The organism is Actinophytocola sp. (assembly GCF_035762905.1).
Taxonomy (GTDB): Bacteria; Actinomycetota; Actinomycetes; order Mycobacteriales; family Pseudonocardiaceae; genus DASYTH01.
The window spans coordinates 121,221-134,369 of sequence record NZ_DASUCC010000028.1 but is presented as its reverse complement, the minus strand read 5'-3'; the positions used below and the strand labels follow the sequence as shown (position 1 = coordinate 134,369).

Annotated in this window: 18 protein-coding genes; 8 read left to right on the top strand and 10 right to left on the bottom strand. The window is 71.7% G+C overall.

The features are described from left to right. A partial coding sequence (locus VFV67_RS04250) for a biotin carboxylase N-terminal domain-containing protein (RefSeq protein ID WP_326467343.1) occupies positions 1-463 on the bottom strand: 463 nt, incomplete at its 3' end. A 217-nt stretch (positions 464-680) separates the two neighbouring features. On the opposite strand from VFV67_RS04250, the gene paaA reads away from it, so the two are divergent. From paaA to VFV67_RS04215, 7 genes are all read left to right on the top strand, one after another. Then, positions 681-1,655, top strand: coding sequence for a 1,2-phenylacetyl-CoA epoxidase subunit PaaA (gene paaA, locus VFV67_RS04245; RefSeq protein ID WP_326467342.1), 975 nt, complete (start codon positions 681-683; stop codon positions 1,653-1,655). Beyond that, positions 1,652-1,945 (top strand): 1,2-phenylacetyl-CoA epoxidase subunit PaaB, encoded by a 294-nt coding sequence (paaB, locus tag VFV67_RS04240; RefSeq protein WP_326467340.1) that lies wholly within the window; start codon positions 1,652-1,654, stop codon positions 1,943-1,945. The genes paaA and paaB overlap by 4 nt, the downstream gene beginning before the upstream one ends. After that, complete coding sequence (gene paaC, locus VFV67_RS04235; protein WP_326467339.1) at positions 1,942-2,841, top strand: 1,2-phenylacetyl-CoA epoxidase subunit PaaC; 900 nt, start codon at positions 1,942-1,944, stop codon at positions 2,839-2,841. The genes paaB and paaC overlap by 4 nt, the downstream gene beginning before the upstream one ends. Before the next feature lie 101 nt (positions 2,842-2,942). After that, complete coding sequence (gene paaD / locus VFV67_RS04230; RefSeq protein WP_326467338.1) at positions 2,943-3,455, top strand: 1,2-phenylacetyl-CoA epoxidase subunit PaaD; 513 nt, start codon at positions 2,943-2,945, stop codon at positions 3,453-3,455. Next, positions 3,455-4,519: a 1,2-phenylacetyl-CoA epoxidase subunit PaaE gene (gene paaE / locus VFV67_RS04225; protein ID WP_326467336.1), complete on the top strand. Its 1,065-nt coding sequence runs from the start codon at positions 3,455-3,457 to the stop codon at positions 4,517-4,519. Before paaD ends, paaE begins: the two co-directional genes overlap by 1 nt. A gap of 54 nt (positions 4,520-4,573) precedes the next feature. Beyond that, positions 4,574-4,768, top strand: a complete 195-nt coding sequence (locus VFV67_RS04220) for a hypothetical protein (RefSeq protein WP_326467334.1) — start codon at positions 4,574-4,576, stop codon at positions 4,766-4,768. A gap of 609 nt (positions 4,769-5,377) precedes the next feature. Continuing rightward, positions 5,378-6,106 (top strand): demethylmenaquinone methyltransferase, encoded by a 729-nt coding sequence (locus VFV67_RS04215; RefSeq protein ID WP_326467333.1) that lies wholly within the window; start codon positions 5,378-5,380, stop codon positions 6,104-6,106. On the opposite strand, the gene VFV67_RS04210 is transcribed toward VFV67_RS04215, so the two are convergent. From VFV67_RS04210 to VFV67_RS04190, 5 genes are read right to left on the bottom strand one after another with little or no spacing between them, the layout of a single operon-like run. Then, entirely contained in the window at positions 6,069-6,581 is a 513-nt protein-coding gene (locus VFV67_RS04210; protein WP_326467331.1) for a hypothetical protein, read from the bottom strand. The two genes, VFV67_RS04215 and VFV67_RS04210, sit on opposite strands and share 38 nt — an antisense overlap. A 10-nt stretch (positions 6,582-6,591) precedes the next feature. Continuing rightward, complete coding sequence (locus VFV67_RS04205; protein ID WP_326467330.1) at positions 6,592-7,794, bottom strand: ABC transporter permease; 1,203 nt, start codon at positions 7,792-7,794, stop codon at positions 6,592-6,594. Next, a complete protein-coding gene (locus VFV67_RS04200; RefSeq protein ID WP_326467329.1) occupies positions 7,791-8,495 on the bottom strand; it encodes an ABC transporter ATP-binding protein in 705 nt (234 codons plus the stop codon). The genes VFV67_RS04205 and VFV67_RS04200 overlap by 4 nt, the downstream gene beginning before the upstream one ends. Continuing rightward, positions 8,492-9,679: an efflux RND transporter periplasmic adaptor subunit gene (locus VFV67_RS04195; protein ID WP_326467327.1), complete on the bottom strand. Its 1,188-nt coding sequence runs from the start codon at positions 9,677-9,679 to the stop codon at positions 8,492-8,494. Before VFV67_RS04195 ends, VFV67_RS04200 begins: the two co-directional genes overlap by 4 nt. A gap of 30 nt (positions 9,680-9,709) precedes the next feature. Next, complete coding sequence (locus VFV67_RS04190) at positions 9,710-10,051, bottom strand: hypothetical protein (protein WP_326467325.1); 342 nt, start codon at positions 10,049-10,051, stop codon at positions 9,710-9,712. Between the two features lie 85 nt (positions 10,052-10,136). Here VFV67_RS04190 and VFV67_RS04185 point away from each other — a divergent pair, with 85 nt between their 5' ends. Continuing rightward, positions 10,137-10,670, top strand: coding sequence for a hypothetical protein (locus VFV67_RS04185; RefSeq protein WP_326467323.1), 534 nt, complete (start codon positions 10,137-10,139; stop codon positions 10,668-10,670). On the opposite strand, the gene VFV67_RS04180 is transcribed toward VFV67_RS04185, so the two are convergent. From VFV67_RS04180 to hemB, 4 genes are read right to left on the bottom strand one after another with little or no spacing between them, the layout of a single operon-like run. Further along, positions 10,639-11,199, bottom strand: coding sequence for a hypothetical protein (locus tag VFV67_RS04180; protein WP_326467322.1), 561 nt, complete (start codon positions 11,197-11,199; stop codon positions 10,639-10,641). The two genes, VFV67_RS04185 and VFV67_RS04180, sit on opposite strands and share 32 nt — an antisense overlap. Before the next feature lie 33 nt (positions 11,200-11,232). Next, positions 11,233-11,658, bottom strand: coding sequence for a hypothetical protein (locus VFV67_RS04175; protein WP_326467321.1), 426 nt, complete (start codon positions 11,656-11,658; stop codon positions 11,233-11,235). Continuing rightward, a complete protein-coding gene (locus VFV67_RS04170) occupies positions 11,655-12,140 on the bottom strand; it encodes a hypothetical protein (RefSeq protein WP_326467319.1) in 486 nt (161 codons plus the stop codon). The genes VFV67_RS04175 and VFV67_RS04170 overlap by 4 nt, the downstream gene beginning before the upstream one ends. 22 nt (positions 12,141-12,162) lie before the next feature. Next, positions 12,163-13,140, bottom strand: a complete 978-nt coding sequence (hemB, locus tag VFV67_RS04165; RefSeq protein WP_326467358.1) for a porphobilinogen synthase — start codon at positions 13,138-13,140, stop codon at positions 12,163-12,165. Positions 13,141-13,149 lie beyond the last annotated feature (9 nt).

The following is a 13,149-nucleotide window of genomic DNA, read 5'->3' as shown; positions in this document are numbered from 1 at the left end:
GGCGGAGGCCGTCCTCGATCGTCTCCACCGGGCCGCCGCTCCACGCGGCGACCGGCACGCCGGTCTGCTCGGCCAGCACCTTCGCCTCGATCTTGGCGCCGAGCAGCCGCATGGATTCCGGCGGCGGCCCGATGAACGTGACGCCGAGGGAGGCGCACAGCTCGGCGAAGGCGGGGTCCTCGGCGACGAAGCCCCAGCCGACCCAGGCGGCGTCGGCGCCGGTCTCGCGCAGGGCCTTCTCGAGCACCGCGTAGTCGAGGTAGGGGCGGTTGGCCGCCGGCCCGAGGTTGTAGGCGTGGTCGGCCTCGCGCACGAACATCGCCCGCTTCTCACCCTCGGTGTGCAGCGCGACCGTCTCGATGCGGTGCCCGCCGACCCCGGCCTGGGCGTTGAGGTCGCGCACCGCGTGGATGAGCCGCATGGCGGCCTCGCCGCGGTTGACGATGGCGATGCGCGAGAACATCGGGTGGGCCTCCCAGCGACGGCGGACAGCGGAACGCTGCCGAGCCTGCCACCGATCACGGGTGACTCGCGAGTAATGCGACCCCCGCGTTGGAAGCTCGCGCGCTCGCCGGGCGGGCGGCATACGGTGGTTGCCTCGTGCTTGCCAACAGCGGACGGCACCTGCGACACTATTACAGACCGTTCGGTCAGTTAATCGCCTCACCGCGGAGGGTTGCATGACGGACACCACCACGGCCCCGTCCGGGACCGCCGACGCCGGGTCGGACGCGCTGCTCGCCGGGTTCGAGGCCACGATCGCGCGCAACGACCGGATCGAGCCGCGCGACTGGATGCCGGAGGGCTACCGCAGGACGCTGGTGCGCCAGATCGCCCAGCACGCCCACAGCGAGATCATCGGCATGCAGCCGGAGGGCAACTGGATCACACGCGCGCCCAGCCTGCGCCGCAAGGCGATCCTGCTGGCCAAGGTGCAGGACGAGGCCGGCCACGGGCTCTACCTCTACGCCGCCACCGAGACCCTCGGCGCCGACCGGGAGGACCTGACCACCAAGCTGATCGAGGGCCGGCAGAAGTACTCGTCGATCTTCAACTACCCGACGCCGTCCTACGCCGACGTCGGGGTGATCGGTTGGCTGGTGGACGGCGCCGCGATCTGCAACCAGGTCCCGCTGTGCCGCACCTCCTACGGGCCCTACGCCCGGGCGATGATCCGGATCTGCAAGGAGGAGTCGTTCCACCAGCGGCAGGGCTACGAGCTGCTGATGACCATGATGCGCGGCACCGAGGCGCAGCGGCGGATGGTGCAGGAGTCGGTCGACCGCTGGTGGTGGCCGTCGCTGATGATGTTCGGTCCGCCGGACGCCAAGTCCGCCAACACCGCGCAGTCCATGGCCTGGCGGATCAAGCGGCACACCAATGACGAGTTGCGCCAGCGGTTCGTGGACATGACCGTGCCGCAGGCGCAGGCGCTCGGCGTCACGCTGCCGGACCCGGCGCTGACCTGGAACGCCGAGCGCGGCCACTGGGATTTCGGCGAGATCGACTGGGACGAGTTCGCCCGGGTGGTCGGCGGCCACGGGCCGTGCAACACGCAGCGGATCGCGCACCGGCGGGCCGCGCACGAGGACGGCGCCTGGGTCCGCGAGGCCGCCGCCGCGTACGCCGCCGCGCGCCCGGCGGTGGCGTCATGACCGAACCGCGCTCGTCCTGGCCGCTCTACGAGGTCTTCGTACGTAGCAAGCGCGGGCTCAACCACGTGCACGTCGGCTCGCTGCACGCTCCCGACCCGGAGATGGCCCTGCGCAACGCCCGGGATCTCTACACCCGGCGCAACGAGGGCGTGAGCATCTGGGTGGTGCCGGCGTCGGCGGTCACCGCGTCCAGCCCGGACGAGAAGGACCCGTTCTTCGCCCCGGCCGGCGACAAGGTCTACCGCCACCCGACCTTCTACTCGATCCCCGACGACGTGCCACACCTATGAGTTTCGACAACGCCTACGAGGCGATCAGCGAGTCGAACGACGAACAGCACTGGGCGTTCGGCACCGGCTTCGACGACCCATTGTCCGATGTGGACAAAACTATACTGTCCGATGTAGACCGTGCCGACCTGGCGACATACTGCCTGATGCTCGGCGACGACGCGCTGATCCTGTCCCAGCGGCTGGCCGAGTGGTGCTCGCGCGCCCCCGAGCTGGAGGAGGACGTCGCGCTGGCCAACATCGCCCTGGACCTGTTGGGGCAGGCCAGAATGCTGCTCACCCGGGCCGGCGAGGTCGAAGGCGCCGGGCGGGACGAGGACGCCCTCGCCTATCTGCGCGACGAGCCCGACTTCCGCAACGTGCGGCTGGTCGAGCTGGACTGCGGCCCCGGCCCGGGCGGCGACTTCGCCACCACGATCGCCCGACTACTGGTGTTCGCCACCTGGCGGCTGGCCCTCATGACCCACCTCACCAACTCCCGCGACCCCGTTCTGTCCGCCATAGCGGCCAAAGCCGTCAAGGAACTCGCCTACCACCGCGACCACGCCGCCCAGTGGACCCTGCGGCTGGCCGGCGGCACCGATTACTCGCGGGAGCGGATGACCGTAGCGCTCGCCACCATCTGGCCCCACCTCCCCGAACTCTTCACCCCCCACCCCACCGAACTCCGCCTGGCAGCCATGGACATCGCCGTCAACCCCGCCACGCTGAAATCCGAAGTAGACAGTGTCATCGGCCAGGTACTCACCGCCGCCGCCCTGGATCCCCCCGCCACACCGCCCCCAGCACCGGTCACCAACCGCACCGGCCGCGACGGCGCGCACACCGAGGCCATGCCCCCCCTGCTGGCCGAACTCCAACACCTGGCCCGCTCCCTCCCCGGAGCAACCTGGTGATGCGCCGCCAACCCCAGTCCAGCCCCCACCCGCTCCGGGGGGCGACCCCGGGTCCATTGTATCCGGTGGGGGGGACGGGGGCAGGCGAAACGATCTTGCCTGTGGACAACTCGGTGGGGGTGTGGACGGCGCGGGAGATTGCGGAGCGGGTGCCCGATCCCGAGTTGCCGGTGCTGAGTTTGGCCGACCTCGGGGTGCTGCGGGACGTGCGCACCGGACCGGACGGCCGGGTGCTGGTGACCATCACGCCCACGTACTCGGGTTGTCCCGCGCTCGACGAGATGCGCGCGGACCTGCGCACCCGGCTGGCCGAGGCCGGCTATCCGGACGTGGAGGTGCGCACCGTGCTGCACCCGCCGTGGACCACCGACTGGATCAGCGACGCCGGCAGGCGCAAGCTCGCCGAGCACGGCATCGCCCCGCCGAACCGGATCGGCCCCCGCCCCGCCGGCCCGGTCCCGCTGAACCTCTCGCCACCGCCCGCCCGGGTGCCCTGCCCCCGCTGCGGATCGCCCCGCACCACCGAGCTGTCCCGGTTCTCGGCCACCGCCTGCAAGGCGCTGCGCCGCTGCGAGGACTGCCGGGAACCGTTCGAGCACATGAAGGAGCTGTGATGGCCCGGGCAACCTTCCACCCGCTGCGGGTGGCCCGGGTGGACCGCCTGTGCGAGGACGCCGTGGCGATCACCTTCGACGTCCCGGCCGACCTGGCCACCGAGTTCACCTTCCGCGCCGGCCAGTACCTGACCCTGCGCCAGGATGTCGAAGGCGTCGAGCAGCGCCGCTCCTACTCGATCTGCGCCCCGGTCGGCGCACCGCCGCGGATCGGCGTCCGACGGGTCGACGGCGGCCTGTTCTCCGCCGCCCTCGTCGACTCCCTCAAACCCGGCGACACCCTCGAAGTCCTTCCCCCCCAAGGAAAATTCACCCCCGAGGCGACCACCCACGCCCACCACTGTCTGATCGCCGCCGGCTCCGGCATCACCCCGGTCCTGTCCATCGCCGCCACGATCCTACAGTCCGATATGGACAGTAAGATCACCCTCCTGTACGCCAACCGCCGCACCGACACCGTGATGTTCGCCGAGGACCTCGCCGACCTCAAGGACACCCACCGCGCCCGCCTCCAACTCGTCCACATCCTCTCCCGCGAACCCCGCGACGTGGACCTGTTCAGCGGCCGCCTGGACCGGTCCCGCCTCACCGCCCTGCTCGACACCATCGTCCCCACCACCGACATCGACCACTGGTGGCTCTGCGGGCCGTTCGACCTGGTCCAGGACGCCCAGGACCTGCTCACCACCCGCGGCGTCCCGGCCGGCCACATCCACCGCGAGCTGTTCTACGTCGACGAACCCCCACCACCCCCCAAGCGCCTCGACGAGTCCGAAGTGGACGGACCAACCGCCGAGGTGACCGTCGTCCTGGACGGCAAACAAACCACCCTCACCCTCCCCACCACCACTCCCATCCTCGACGCCGCCCAACGCATCCGTTCCGACCTCCCGTTCGCCTGCAAAGGCGGCGTCTGCGGCACGTGCCGAGCAAAGGTGACCTCCGGCAACGTCACCATGCGCCGCAACTACGCCCTGGAACCCCACGAACTGGCCGAAGGCTTCGTCCTCACCTGCCAAGCCCTCCCCACCACCGACCACGTCACCGTCGACTACGACTCCTAGTCCCCCCGCTGTGTACTTACGGCATCGCCGAGAGGGCGAGTAGGATCCCCGGCCATGCCCACGACGTTCGCGGACCTCGAGGCACGCGTGCGCGGCCTGGAGTCCCGCACCCAACGGGCCGAGGAAGACCTCACCGCGATCGTCACCACCGTGGTCGAGATCCGCGACGACGTGAAGTGGCTGCGTCGCGCCGTACTGGCCCTCCTGGCCGACCGCGACATCGCCGTCGACCCGGACAACACCAACTAGCCCTCGTTCGGCGAGTTGCCAACTCAGGCACCCGAGTCACCAGGTCGAGGCACGTGAACTGCTAGTTCGGGCACCCGAGTCACCGGCTCAGACCGAGAATGCCGCCCGCGGCGCCGAGCCGCGCCTGCGGCACCGGCTCGGCGCCGCAGGCGCCGGACCGGGCGTCCGGTCACCGGCCCGTGCGCCGGTCGGGGTTCCGGCTGGATGGCCGACAGGGACCCGCCGGGTACCGAGTGACTCGGATGCCGGAAGCGGCAACCCAGGTGCTGCAGCCAGCAACTCGGATGCCGGGGCCGGTAACTCGGGTGCTGGAGCCGGCAACTCGGATGCCGGAGCGGGGACCTCGCCAACCTGGAAACGGCAACTCGGGTGTCGGAACCGGAACCGCGAACTCGCCGGACTGGAGCGGCAACCCAACCGCCCGAACCCGGAACTCGGCGAACTGGAGCGGCAACCCGGCTGCCCGAACCCGGAACTCGGCGGGCTGGAGTGGTTACTCAGCTGCTGGGGCTGGGGATTCGGGGGGTTGGAAACGGGGACTCGCCGAGGGGGTCGGGGTGGTGGCGGCTGTGTGTGTTGGGGTCGGGGTGCACTACTAGGCTTCGCGGCATGTCCCGTGCCGGCTTGGACAAGGACCCGCACGACGTCGCCAGCATGTTCGACGGCGTGGCCAAGCGCTACGACCGGACCAACTCGGTGATGACGCTCGGGTTCGACCGCCGGTGGCGGGAGGTGACCCGGCAGGTGCTCGAGGCCCGGCCCGGCGAGCGGGTGCTCGACCTGGCCGCCGGCACCGCGGTGTCCACCGTGGAATACGGCCGTTCCGGGGCCTGGTGCGTGGCCGCCGACTTCTCCCTCGGCATGCTGCGCAGCGGCGCGCACCGGGACGTGCCGAAGGTGGCCGCGGACGCCTTCCACCTGCCGTTCGCCACCAACGCGTTCGACGCGGCGACCATCTCGTTCGGGCTGCGCAACATGCACGACACCGTCGCCGCACTGCGCGAGCTGGCCCGGGTGGTCCGGCCCGGCGGCCGGCTGGTCGTCTGCGAGGTGTCCCAGCCGCGCTGGCGGCCGGTGCGCTGGCTCTACCACAACACCGTGCTGCGCGGACTGCCGCTGCTCACCCGCCCGTTCTCGTCCAACCCGGCCGCCTACCGCTACCTGGCCGAGTCCATGCGGGACTGGTACGACCAGCGCACGCTGGCCGGGTTGATCGCCCGGGCGGGCTGGCGCGACGTCGAGTGGCTGAACCTGACGTTCGGCGTCGTGGCCCTGCACCGGGCGGTCAACCCGGAGCCGGTCAGCCGCCCCCACCCAGCCGGGCCGGCGACTGGCTGATCGTCTCGGCCTTGACCGTGCCGTCCTGCCCGGCCTCGCCCTGGACGACCACGGTCTGACCCTGGGCCAGGTCGGACAGCGCGCCCTCCTTGTTCACCCGGACCTCGGTGGAGTCCGAAGTGGTCACCTTCACCGTGCTGCCGTCCGGCCGCTTGACGTAGACGTCGGTTCCCTCGACCTTCTCGACGGTGCCGATGGTGCCGCGGTTGGCACCCTGTGGACCGCCCTGGCCACCGCCGCCGCCCGGGCCGTTGAAGAACCGGCCGCCGCCGGGACCGGCCACCGGCTGGTTGTCGTCGGCGATCGCGGCGTGCGTGGCGATGCCGCCGAAGAACGCGGCCACCACGACGACCGCGACCGCCAAGCCGATGGTCAGCTTGCTCATCGACCGCTTGTTGGCCTTCAGCTCGGTGGTCAGGTCCCCGGTGGCGACCGGCCGGTTCAGCAGGTCTTCCTGTGGGTTCGGTTCGGACATCGCTTTCCTCTCATTCATGGCGCAGGGCTTCGATGGGGCGCAGCGACGCGGCCCGGCTGGCCGGGTAGCTGCCGAAGAACAGGCCGATCAGGGCGGACACCCCGAAGGCCAGCGGGATGGAGGCGGGCACCACCACCGGGTCGATCCCGACCACCTGGAACTGGCTGCCGATCACCCCGACGGCCACCCCGAGCAGGCCGCCGAACAGGCTGAGCAGGGTTGCCTCGGCGAGGAACTGGCCGAGCACCGCGGCCCGGGTCGCGCCGATCGCCTTGCGGATGCCGATCTCCCTGATCCGCTCGGTGACCGTGACCAGCATGATGTTGGTGACCCCGATGCCACCGACCAGCAGCGAGATCGCGGCGACCGCGGCCAGCAGCACGGTGAACGTCTGGGTGGTCTCGGTACGCGCGGCGAGCAGCTGCGCGGGGTTGAGGATCCGGAAGTCGGCGGACCCGGCGTCGGTCACCCGGTGCCGGGCGTTGAGGATCGCGGTCACCTCGGCCTGCGCGGCCGTCATCGCGTCGGCGGACACCGCACGCACCACGATCTGGTTGAGCGACCCGTATCCGGTCACCGAGTTCTGCACCGCGGTCAGCGGGGCGACCGCGCTGTCGTCGGCGTTCTGCAGCCCGCTGGTGCCCTTCGGCGCGAGCACCCCGACCACGGTGAACTGGATGCTCTCCACCAGCACCTGCTGGCCGACCGGATCCGCGGTGCCGAACAGCGACTCGGCCGCGGTGGCGCCGAGCACCACCACCTTGCGGCCGGCGCGCACGTCCTCGTCGGTGAACACGGTGCCGGTGGCCACCGGGCTGTTGGTGGTCTCGAAGTAGTCCGGGTAGGTGCCGGTGAACTGCGGGATGTCGTGCGAGGTCGGGCCGGACACGGCGGTCGCCGAGGTGCTGACCACCGGCGAGGCGGCCGCGACGTCCGGGGCGCCGAGCGGGTCGACGAGGGCCTTGGCGTCCTCGACGGTCAGCGGACGGCCGGCGGCGGCCTGCCCGGGGCCGCGCGCGGCGGTGACCGTGAGCACGTTGGTGCCCAGCCCGGCGATGCTCCGCTCGACCGCGGCCGAGGCGCCGCTGCCCACGGCGAGCAGCAGGATCACCGCGCCAACGCCGATCGTGATGCCCAGCGTGGTCAGGCCGGAGCGCAGCTTGTTGGCGGCCAGCCCGCGCAGGGCGAACCGCAGGATCTCGATCAGGTTCATCGCGCCGCCCACAGCTGCGCGCGCCGGACGTCCGAGACGATCCGGCCGTCGCTGACCCGGACCACCCGTTCGGCGTGCCGGGCCACGTCGTCCTCGTGGGTGATCACGACGATGGTCCGGCCAAGGGCGTTGAGCCGGTCGAACACGCCGAGCACCTCGGCGGTGCTCTCGCTGTCCAGGTTCCCGGTCGGCTCGTCGGCCAGCACCAGGGCCGGCGCGTTGACCAGCGCCCGAGCCACGGCCACCCGCTGCTGCTGCCCGCCGGACAGCTCGCTCGGCGCGTGTCCGGCCCGGTCGGAAAGGCCGACCAGGTCCAGCGCGGCGCGGGCCCGGGTCCGGCGCTCCGCCCGGCCGACCCCGGCGTAGATCAGCGGAAGCTCCACATTGGACAGTGCGGAGGTGCGCGGGACCAGGTTGTAGGACTGGAAGATGAACCCGATCTTCCGGTTGCGCAGCAGGGAGAGCTGGCGCTCGTTCAGCCCGGACACGTCGATGCCGTCCAGCCGGTAGGCGCCCTCGCTCGGCACGTCCAGGCAGCCGATCAGGTTCAGCAGCGTCGACTTGCCCGAGCCGGACGCCCCCATGATCGCCAGGTAGTCGCCGGGCTGGACGGTCAGGTCCACCCCGCGCAGGGCGTGCACCGCGGTGTCGCCGGAGCCGTACACCTTGTGCAGGCCGACCACCTCGATGACCGGGTTCACCGGCCGCCGCCCGGGATCAGCACGGTGCCGCCACCGCCGGGCCCGCCCTGGAAGCCGCCACCACCACCACCGCCGACCCGGCCGGTCCCGCCGGTGCCGTTCTGGCCGGTGCCGGTGGTGGTCAGCACCACCTGGTCACCCTCGGAAAGGCCGGAGGTGATCTGCACCAGCGCCTCGCTGCGCACGCCCACCTCGACGGTCCGCGTGGTCTGCGCTCCGTCGACCAGCACGGTGACCGTGCTCTGGCCGCCGTTGCCGCGCACCGCGGCGGACGGCACCGCCAGCGCGTCGTCGGCGCGGGCCACGGTGATCGCCACGCTGGCCGACTGGCCCGGGCGCAGCCCCTCCGGCGGCGCGGTGAGGCCGAGCGCGACGCCGAACTGCACGATGTTGTTGTTGCCGGTGGTCGGGGTCAGGTCGACCGCGGTCACGGTGGCGTTCACCGGGGTGTCCGGCAGCGCGTTGACCGTCACGGTGGCCGGCTGGTCGACCTTGATCTTGCTCACGTCGATCTCCGCGACGGTGGCCTTGACCAGCAGGTTGCCCAGGTCGGTGAGCACGATGAAGGCGCTGCTGCTGTCGGTGTCGCCGCCGGTGCCGCCCTGGCTCGAGCTGGACCCGGTGCCGGCCCGCTGCCCGACGCTGCCGTTGATCGCGGTGACGGTGCCGGCCCCCGGCGCGGTGAGCACGGTGGCCGCCCGGGTGTCCTTGGCCTGCTTTAGGGCCAGCTCGGCCTGCTCGACCTTGGCCTTGAGCGAGGTGACGCTCTGCGTGTTGCCGCCGCCCGGGGTGGTCGCCGAGTCCTCGGCGCTCTCCGCGGTGTCCAGGTCCTCCTCGGCCGCGTCCAGATTGGCCTGGGCGACCGCGACCTGCTGCTGCGCCTCGGTGGCGTCCAGCTCGGCCAGCTGCTGCCCGGCCGCGACCACGTCGCCGACCTTGACGTTGATCTCGGTGACCGTGCCGCTGGTGCCGAAGTCCGCGGTCGCGGTGTAGGCGCTCTGCACGGTCGCCGCCGCCGATACGGTCTCCACCACGCTGGTCCTGGTCGCGGCCGTGGTCCGCACCCCGGACGCGGCGTTGCTCTCGGTGCTCGGCCAGAGCAACGTGTAGGCGCCCCAGCCGGCCGCGGCCAGCGCGAGCACGAGCACGACGTTGATTGCCAGAATCCGCTTTCTGCGCCTCATGCCAGCCATGCTGGCGAGCGCGCGTGCGGATCAGCTGGGAACCACCTGGGAGTTCGCTGGGCGCCGCAGGGCCACCAGGACCTGGCGCACGGCGTCGGTGACCAGCAGCCCGGCCAGCGTGCCGAGGCCGATCGCGGCCGCCATCCAGTTGCCGAAGTACCGGGTCGAGACCAGCTCGGTGCCGTCCTCGAGCACCAGGGTGATCGTGGCGATGCCGCGCGGCCAGCACTGGAACGCCAACCAGATCGCGGCCGCCGCGGCCAGCAGCTCCACCAGGGCCACCAGCAGCCGCCACACCGTCACCCGCCGCCGCCCGCGCGGCGGCGGCACCAGCCCGGCGGCTGGCTCCTCGGCGATCGGCGGCGCGGTCATGATGCTCAGCTTCTCATGACCCCCGCACGCTCTGAATTCCACGTTCGGGGACCACCGGCCCCCGTCGGGTGCGATGCTGACCGGGATGAGCCCGAAGGCGTCCCGGCCGGCCGAGGAGCCCGCCGAACCCGACCTGCCACCGGGCTACGTCCCGATCGTCCCGCCCACCCGAAGGCCGTCGCGCCGGCCGGTTCCGATGTGGCTCAAAGCCGGCGGGTTCGTCGTGGTGCTGGCCGCCACCGTGGTCACGGTCGTGGTGCTGACCAGGCCGGCGGACCCGCGGGACTCGGCGGGCGGCACCGCGGAACTGGTCGCCGCCGCGCTCAGCGCCGGCGACCTGGCCGCGTTCCGGTCCACCCTGTGCGCCCGCAACGAGCTGGACCTGCCCGACAACCCGACAAGAGGGCGCCGGACCGGCGTGCTGGAGGTCTCCGCCGAGCGCGACGGCACGGCCCGCGCAACGCTGGTGCCGAGCGGGCCGCCGGACTTCACGATCGTCCTGGTGCTGCGCACCGACGGGGAGGACGAACGATGGTGTGTGACCGCCGCCGCGCCCTGCCCGGTCGGTCCGCCGACCTCGTCGGATCTCAGCGTGTGCCGGGAACCCGATACGGGGTGAAGTAGGCCGCCGCCTCCTTGCGGAACATGAAGATCGCACCCATGACGATCAGGGCCAGCTCGACCAGGGTGAACAGCAGGCTGCCGCCGAGGCCGAACAGGCCGGCCACCACGGCGACGCCGCCAAGCACGCAGAGCGTGATCCGGGCCCAGTTCCGGCCGGCCCGCATGGCGTAGGCACAGCCGCCGACCGCGATCGCGAACACCACGTTGAAGCCGATTCCGACGCTGCGGATGAACGCCGCCCCGGCGCTGACCTCGTCCTCGGTGAATGCCCGGTTCTGCTGCCGGAAAGCGGTGCGGATGGCGTCCTCGAGGCTCGCCGCGCTCACCGTCAGGAACAGCACCGCGATGGCCAGCAACAGAACGGCGAAGGCTACCCAGACGATGAACGCGCGGTCCACCGTCCTCGGCCGGGCCACGGCCGCCCGGTCCGGCTCGGCCGGCGCGGGCGCGCTCGGCATTGGCTCGAACGGGTCTTTCGGGGCGGGCTTGGCCACCTGGTCCTCGGGCTCACTTGGTCCGGTCATGACCAGAAAGTTACCCTCCGGGCCGCAACCGAATCACCGCGGCAGGCCGGCCAGCGCGGCGCGCAGGCCGTCGCCGTCCCGGGCCCAGGCGAGCACCACCCGCCCGTCGGAAAGCCGGACCGGCACGCCGATCAGCTTGCGCGGCACGGTCCAGCCGCCGCCGAGTACCCGCGCCCCGGCCGGGGCGTCTTCCTCGACTCCGGCGATGTGTTGCACCGCAAGGGTTTCCGTGCCCTGGGTCAGGGTGGCCGGGGTCAGCCGGACGCGCAGCAGCCGGCGCCGGCCGCGCACCCAGCCGGCCGCCCCGCCGGCCAGCGCGGCCCCGATCACCAGCCAGGCCACCCAGTGCACCGGGCCGGACAGCGCCTCCACCGTCACCCCGGCGACCGCGAACGCCGGCCCCCACAACACCGGCCACCACGTGGAACCCGGCTCCGCGAAGAGGATCTCCTCGCTCACGTCGGCAGTTCGGCCGGCCGGAAGTAGAAATTCGACTTCGGCAGATACAGCAGCACCGTGGCGATGATCGCGAGCAGCGCGGTCATCAGACCGAAAAGCGTGTTCAGGATCAGAAAGTAGAACAGCACGGTGAGCGTGCAGAGCATGGTCAGCATCAGCCGGGCCCGCCGGGTGCCGTCCTGTGCCTTGTAGGCGAACAGCGCGAACAGCGCCGCGAAGGCCACCGCGCCGATCATGAACATCCACAGCAACGTGTTGGCACCGCGGGCGATCTGGTCGTACGGCACATCCGGGTTCAGCCGCACCGACACGTCGATCAGATCCTGCTTCGTGGTGAACAGATAGATCGCGTTGACGATGCTGAACAGTCCGGCCAGCAGCCATAACACGAACGCGTAGCGCACCGGGGCCGGGCGCGGATCGATGGGCGGGAGGTCCGGCGGCGGCTGGTCGTCGGCCGGCCGGTCCGGCGTCTCGGTCATCGCCGGACCGTACCCGGACGGGTCACCCCGAGCGCAACCAACCCGCGACCTCGGTGGCCCAGTAGGTCAGCACGATGTCCGCGCCGGCCCGGCGGATCGAGGTGAGCGTCTCCAGGATCGCCCGCCTGCGGTCCAGCCAGCCCTTCTCCGCGGCCGCCTCCACCATCGCGTACTCGCCGGAGATCTGGTACGCCGCAACCGGAACCTCGGAGATCTCGGCCACCGCGCGGAGCACGTCGAGGTAGCTCATCGCCGGCTTGACCATGACCAGGTCGGCGCCCTCGTCCAGGTCCAGCCGGGCCTCCCGGAGCGCCTCGCGCACGTTGGCCGGGTCCTGCTGGTAGGTCTTCCGGTCGCCGGTCAGCGACGAGTCCACCGCCTCGCGGAACGGCCCGTAGAACGCCGAGGCGTACTTGGCCGAGTAGGCCAGGATGCCGATGCCGGTGTGCCCGGCCACGTCCAGCGCCTCGCGGATCGCCCCGACCTGGCCGTCCATCATCCCGCTCGGGCCGAGCAGGTGGGCGCCCGCATTCGCCTGGGCCACCGCCATCTCGCCGTACACCGCCAGCGTGGCGTCGTTGTCCACGTTGCCGTCCGGGTCGAGCACGCCGCAGTGGCCGTGGTCGGTGAACTCGTCCAGGCACAGGTCGGACATGAGCACGGTGTCGTCGCCGAGGTCGGACCGGAGATCGCGCAGGGCCACGTTGAGCACCCCGTCCGGGTCGACGCCGCCGGAGCCGGTGGCGTCCTTGGTCCGCGGCACGCCGAACAGCATCAGCCCGCCGACGCCGGCGGCCACCGCCTCGTGCGCCGCCTTGCGCAGGCTGTCCCGGGTGTGCTGGACCACCCCGGGCATGCTGCCGATCGGCACCGGTTCGGCCGCGCCCTCCCGGACGAACATCGGGAGCACCAGCTGGTGCGGAGCGACCGTGGTCTCGCTGACCATGCGCCGCAACGCCTCGGTGCGCCGCAGCCGGCGTGGCCGGTGCGTGGGGAACATCGCGCCTCC

Bases quoted from the DNA above. Each gene is read 5' to 3' on its own strand.
- VFV67_RS04185 (WP_326467323.1), top strand. From the start codon at position 10,137: ATGAGCCCGAAGGCGTCCCGGCCGGCCGAGGAGCCCGCCGAACCCGAC.
- paaB (WP_326467340.1), top strand. From the start codon at position 1,652: ATGACCGAACCGCGCTCGTCCTGGCCGCTCTACGAGGTCTTCGTACGT.
- VFV67_RS04215 (WP_326467333.1), top strand. From the start codon at position 5,378: ATGTCCCGTGCCGGCTTGGACAAGGACCCGCACGACGTCGCCAGCATG.
- VFV67_RS04195 (WP_326467327.1), bottom strand. From the start codon at position 9,679: ATGAGGCGCAGAAAGCGGATTCTGGCAATCAACGTCGTGCTCGTGCTC.
- VFV67_RS04170 (WP_326467319.1), bottom strand. From the start codon at position 12,140: ATGACCGAGACGCCGGACCGGCCGGCCGACGACCAGCCGCCGCCGGAC.
- VFV67_RS04180 (WP_326467322.1), bottom strand. From the start codon at position 11,199: ATGACCGGACCAAGTGAGCCCGAGGACCAGGTGGCCAAGCCCGCCCCG.
- hemB (WP_326467358.1), bottom strand. From the start codon at position 13,140: ATGTTCCCCACGCACCGGCCACGCCGGCTGCGGCGCACCGAGGCGTTG.
- paaC (WP_326467339.1), top strand. From the start codon at position 1,942: ATGAGTTTCGACAACGCCTACGAGGCGATCAGCGAGTCGAACGACGAA.
- VFV67_RS04210 (WP_326467331.1), bottom strand. From the start codon at position 6,581: ATGTCCGAACCGAACCCACAGGAAGACCTGCTGAACCGGCCGGTCGCC.
- VFV67_RS04220 (WP_326467334.1), top strand. From the start codon at position 4,574: ATGCCCACGACGTTCGCGGACCTCGAGGCACGCGTGCGCGGCCTGGAG.
- VFV67_RS04190 (WP_326467325.1), bottom strand. From the start codon at position 10,051: ATGACCGCGCCGCCGATCGCCGAGGAGCCAGCCGCCGGGCTGGTGCCG.
- VFV67_RS04205 (WP_326467330.1), bottom strand. From the start codon at position 7,794: ATGAACCTGATCGAGATCCTGCGGTTCGCCCTGCGCGGGCTGGCCGCC.
- paaA (WP_326467342.1), top strand. From the start codon at position 681: ATGACGGACACCACCACGGCCCCGTCCGGGACCGCCGACGCCGGGTCG.
- paaE (WP_326467336.1), top strand. From the start codon at position 3,455: ATGGCCCGGGCAACCTTCCACCCGCTGCGGGTGGCCCGGGTGGACCGC.